The sequence below is a fragment of the Salipiger marinus genome (assembly GCF_900100085.1).
GTDB classification, from domain to species: domain Bacteria; phylum Pseudomonadota; class Alphaproteobacteria; order Rhodobacterales; family Rhodobacteraceae; genus Salipiger; species Salipiger marinus.
Genome location: NZ_FNEJ01000066.1, coordinates 1 through 3,980, shown reverse-complemented (window position 1 = coordinate 3,980; position 3,980 = coordinate 1). Strand labels below are relative to the sequence as shown.

Genomic DNA, 3,980 nt, shown 5'->3' with positions numbered 1-3,980 from the left:
GATTCCGACCCGCGCGCCACGCGGCACAAGCTCGAATGCGGGCTGCGCCGCGCCATGGCGCTGCGGCCCGGCCTGCGCGGCCAGATCGTCCATCCCGGGGAGGGGGTGGATCTGAACGATGTCCTGACGGGACGGGACCAAAAAGACGACAGGACGGGACAGGACGCATGACCGACCGCAGAGATGACGTGCGCGCGCGCTTCGCCGCAGCCGAGGATGTCGACCTGCCCGAGGGCGTGGCGGCCGAGGCGCAGGAAGACCCTAAAGGCTCAGCAGAAGAGGCCGAGACTGGCGGCATCAAGGGAGGTGGCAAGAAAGGCAGGGCCTTAACCCCGGCGCAGCAGGAGGAGAAGGCTTGCGCGGCCTTCCCCTTGAACGACACCGGCAACGGCCATCGCTTTGCCAGGTATTGCGGCGCCAGCGCGCTGAAGGTGCCCCGGGTCGGCTGGCATATCTGGGATGGCCGTCGCTGGCATCTGGACCCCGACGAAATCCGGGTCCGGCGCCTCGCACAGGGCGTCCCGCCCCGCATCCTGAAGGAGATTCCGCATCTTGTGTTAGAGGACTGGCAACTGCGCGAGATCGAGGGGGAGCCCAGGGCGCGCGCGCGTCATGCCGCGCTGACCGGCATCAAACGCGACGATCTGACCCCGGAACAGCAGATCGAGCTAGAGGATCTGACGCAGAAGCTGATCGGCATCCGGAAGCTGAAGGACCGCAAATCCTCCATGAAGAGCGATCATCGGGGCTTTGCGAAGACCTCGGGCAACAAGAATCGCATCGATGCGATGCTGCACGAGGCGATCGCGCTGCTGGCGCAGGGGGTCGAGGATCTGGATTCCGATCCGCTCACGGTGAACACGGAAAGCTGCATCCTCAGCTTCTCGGTTGAAGCCGCCCGGCCTGATCAGGGCCTGTCGCGCACGGCATCGATGGAAGAGGTGGAGCACGCGCGCGAAATCCCGGTGCCCGGGCGGGCGCGTCCGCAGATCATCACAAAGATGATGCCGGTGGTCTATGATCCGGAAGCGACCTGCCCGACCTTTGACCGCTTTCTGGCCCGGGTGCAGCCCGCCCCGGAAATGCGCGCCTTCCTACAGCGCTGGTTTGGCCTGTCCATGACGGGGCTGAAGATCCAGAAATTCGCGTTCATGTATGGCGCGGGGGCCAACGGCAAATCCGTGCTGGTCGACCTGATCGCCCGGATTCTGGGCGACTATTCCCATATGGCCAAGATCGAATCCTTCACCGGGCGCAACCGGCGCGGGGGTGCTGATGCCACGCCCGACATCTTCCCGCTGATGGGCGCGCGGATGGTGCGCGCCTCGGAGCCGGAGGAGGGCGAGAGGCTGCAGGAAGGGCTGATCAAGGAACTGACCGGGGGCGAACCGATCCTTGTGCGCCAGCTGAACGAGAAATTCATCGAGGTGCATCCGTTTTTCAAGCTGACCATGTCGGGCAACCACAAACCTGACATCCGCGGCACCGATGACGGTATCTGGCGCCGGGTGCTGCTGGTGCCCTTCGATGTGCAGATCCCGACCGAGGAGCGCGATGAGAAGCTGGGCGACAAGCTCTGGGAAGAGCGGTCCGGGATCCTCAACTGGCTGATCGCAGGCCTGATCGATTACCTGGAACGCGGGCTGCAGGAGCCCCGGCAGGTGCTTGACGCCACCAAGGACTATCGCGCCGACAGCGACCCGATCGGGACTTTTCTTGGCGATGCCTGCGTCGTCACCGGCGACCCGGATGATTTCCTTCTGGCGCGCGAGCTGATCCAGGGCTTCAATCTCTGGCTCGACATGCGCGGCGAGGGCATGTGGGGCGATCGCACGGTATCGCTCAAATTCAAGCATCTGGCGGACCGCTACCGGGACAGCCGGTCGGGAAAGACCTACAGCCCCGGCAAGCGCGACGCGACGGGATACCGGGGGCTGAAGTTTCTCGACACCTTCCGGCGGTCTTTTGACAATGCACCACGCGATGCCAAGGGACGCCCCGTGGCGTCCAAGGTCGGGGGAGACGGGGGCACGATGTGGCAGACCTGAACCCCGGCGCGTGGCGTCGCGCGACCCCCAGCCTTGGCCTGACCCGTGCCGAGCTCGACGCCTTTGTCGATCAGGCGCGGCAGGATGGCTTCATTCCCAAAGGGCAGGCCTTTTCCAGCAAGCAGGCCTGCATTGTCGCGCTGAGACAGGCGCGCGAGGCGGCCTATGCCGCCCATCATGCTGCAGAAGCGGCCCGCCGGCGTCCATCGTCGCGCCCGCGCTCCAGCGCCAGCTGCTGTGAAATCCCCGCGGCAGAGGTCAATGCCTGGCTGGCCGCCCTGCCGCCGGAAAGGCTCGATCCATGAGCCCGCGGGGTGCATCCCGGCCCGTCATGGCGCCCCGCACCCCGCACCCCCACAGCTTCCTTCGGAAATCTGACCGGTCGGACCGGCCTGAACCGACCCTGCCACGGCTCGACGGCCTGACATGGGGTCCGGGGGAAATTCTGCGCCTTCAAAGACTTGCGCGGCATCGACGGCCTGACCGGCCTGAACGGCCCGAGATGCAGGACCACGCATGCGCGCGCGAGAACTGGGGGTGCGGGGGAAGATCCGATCCTCATGCGTTAGTCGGCATTTCACGCCGTTCGGGCCGTTCAAGCCGTGACCCGCCCTGCATCTTTAGTCTTTTCAATGACTTGACGTCTTGGGGGTTTCCCGTCTTTCGGGCCGTCCTCTTCGCCTCTCAAGCCGGTCAAGCCGTCCTCTTAACAGACGATAATCAACATCCTGTATCTAAAAGAAAAAGCAGGTCAGAATATAGAGTGAGGGTGAGATGAACAGGGCAGAAAGCCATGCACCAACCACCAAGATCCGCCCCGGGCGCGGCGCCAAGCGCCCGGTCAGCATCTGGGAACTGCTGGTCTGGGCCTTTCAGGTGGAGCGGGTGTCGATCGAATTTGACGAACTGGCCCGTCTGGCGGGCGAGCGGCCAAGCGTGGGCATCGAATACATCCTGATGCAGCGCCATAACCTTGGCTGCGCGGTGGATGGCGGTGGCCGGTCAGAGTCGCATCCCGATGCGGATCTTGTCGCCTCGGCGCTTGCGGTTCTGCCCGAGGGCTGCGGCGGACGGCGCATGGCCATCTGGATTGCCGAACTGGCCCGGGCCGGATTGATGCCGGACTGGGGGTCGGACCTGCAGCCGCGCTGCATTCCCATGGGATGGCGCCGCTGCAAACACGGCGTTTATGCCGAACGCACGCTCTGGACCGGGGATGCGCGCGTCGGGCGCTGGCCCGCGAACCATCTGGGCAAGGAGGACGGATATATCTGTCTTGTCCGCTATGAGGGGGATGCCAGAGAGCAGGCGGGGCGGCGCCGGGCATGGCTGCAATGGTGGTCGGCCCTGCTCGAGCTTCGGCAGACCTTCCAGCACAGCGGGCTCACCGCTTTTTCCGTGTCCATTGATCTGCCGCCACAGCGGCCTTGGGCCAATCGGGGTTGACAGCAAAGTCACTCTATTGCCATGTTGCCAGTGAACCATTGTGCGCCCGGAGAGGAGACCCCTCTGCCGGGCGCACTTGGTTCAAGGCGCCGTGATCCATAGTACCGCCTCTGTCCCGGGCACCGTGAAACTTCCATCCCCGTTGCGGGCCACTTTGCGACCGTTCCCAAGAACGTAGCGGGGTTGGGTTCCGTCACCCTGTTCGATGACCGTGTAACGCTCCCCGTTCACCGCGCTGCATTCCATGACACGGGTGTTGATCCAGTTTTCCTGCATTGTGCTCTCCTATGGTCGCGCCTTTTGGTGCGACGTTCGCAGGGTTTCATGGAGGTAGGCTATCATCTGACGCCGAGTCGCACCACAGCACCTGCCGGATGGCCGAAAATGCGCGGGATGGCGCTCCCTGAGGCGAGAGACGGCCCGGTCGGGCGCGCCCCGGCCCGAATCCGTGGGTCCTTCCTGGCGGGGGAACGTATACGGGCGGCC

The 3,980-nt window shown here is 64.8% G+C and carries 4 protein-coding genes; 3 read left to right on the top strand and 1 reads right to left on the bottom strand.

The window, feature by feature from the left end:
- The first annotated feature begins 167 nt into the window (after window positions 1-167).
- The 3 genes from BLR51_RS26660 (at window position 168) to BLR51_RS26650 (ending at window position 3,494) form a co-directional block, all read left to right on the top strand.
- Window positions 168-2,048, top strand: coding sequence for a DNA primase family protein (locus BLR51_RS26660; protein ID WP_089852570.1), 1,881 nt, complete (start codon window positions 168-170; stop codon window positions 2,046-2,048).
- The gene (locus BLR51_RS26655; RefSeq protein ID WP_089852569.1) at window positions 2,036-2,353 is read left to right on the top strand and encodes a hypothetical protein; all 318 of its coding nucleotides are present in this window, start codon (window positions 2,036-2,038) and stop codon (window positions 2,351-2,353) included. The genes BLR51_RS26660 and BLR51_RS26655 overlap by 13 nt, the downstream gene beginning before the upstream one ends.
- 469 nt (window positions 2,354-2,822) lie before the next feature.
- Window positions 2,823-3,494, top strand: a complete 672-nt coding sequence (locus tag BLR51_RS26650) for a hypothetical protein (RefSeq protein WP_089852568.1) — start codon at window positions 2,823-2,825, stop codon at window positions 3,492-3,494.
- A gap of 81 nt (window positions 3,495-3,575) precedes the next feature.
- Here the strand turns inward: BLR51_RS26650 and BLR51_RS26645 are convergent, their stop codons facing one another.
- A complete protein-coding gene (locus BLR51_RS26645; RefSeq protein ID WP_089852567.1) occupies window positions 3,576-3,770 on the bottom strand; it encodes an MHC class I heavy chain in 195 nt (64 codons plus the stop codon).
- Between the last annotated feature and the right edge of the window lie 210 nt (window positions 3,771-3,980).

What these genes read in the sequence shown, in the direction of transcription:
- BLR51_RS26660 (WP_089852570.1), top strand. Translation starts at nt 168, where the DNA reads ATGACCGACCGCAGAGATGACGTGCGCGCGCGCTTCGCCGCAGCCGAG.
- BLR51_RS26650 (WP_089852568.1), top strand. Translation starts at nt 2,823, where the DNA reads ATGAACAGGGCAGAAAGCCATGCACCAACCACCAAGATCCGCCCCGGG.
- BLR51_RS26645 (WP_089852567.1), bottom strand. Translation starts at nt 3,770, where the DNA reads ATGCAGGAAAACTGGATCAACACCCGTGTCATGGAATGCAGCGCGGTG.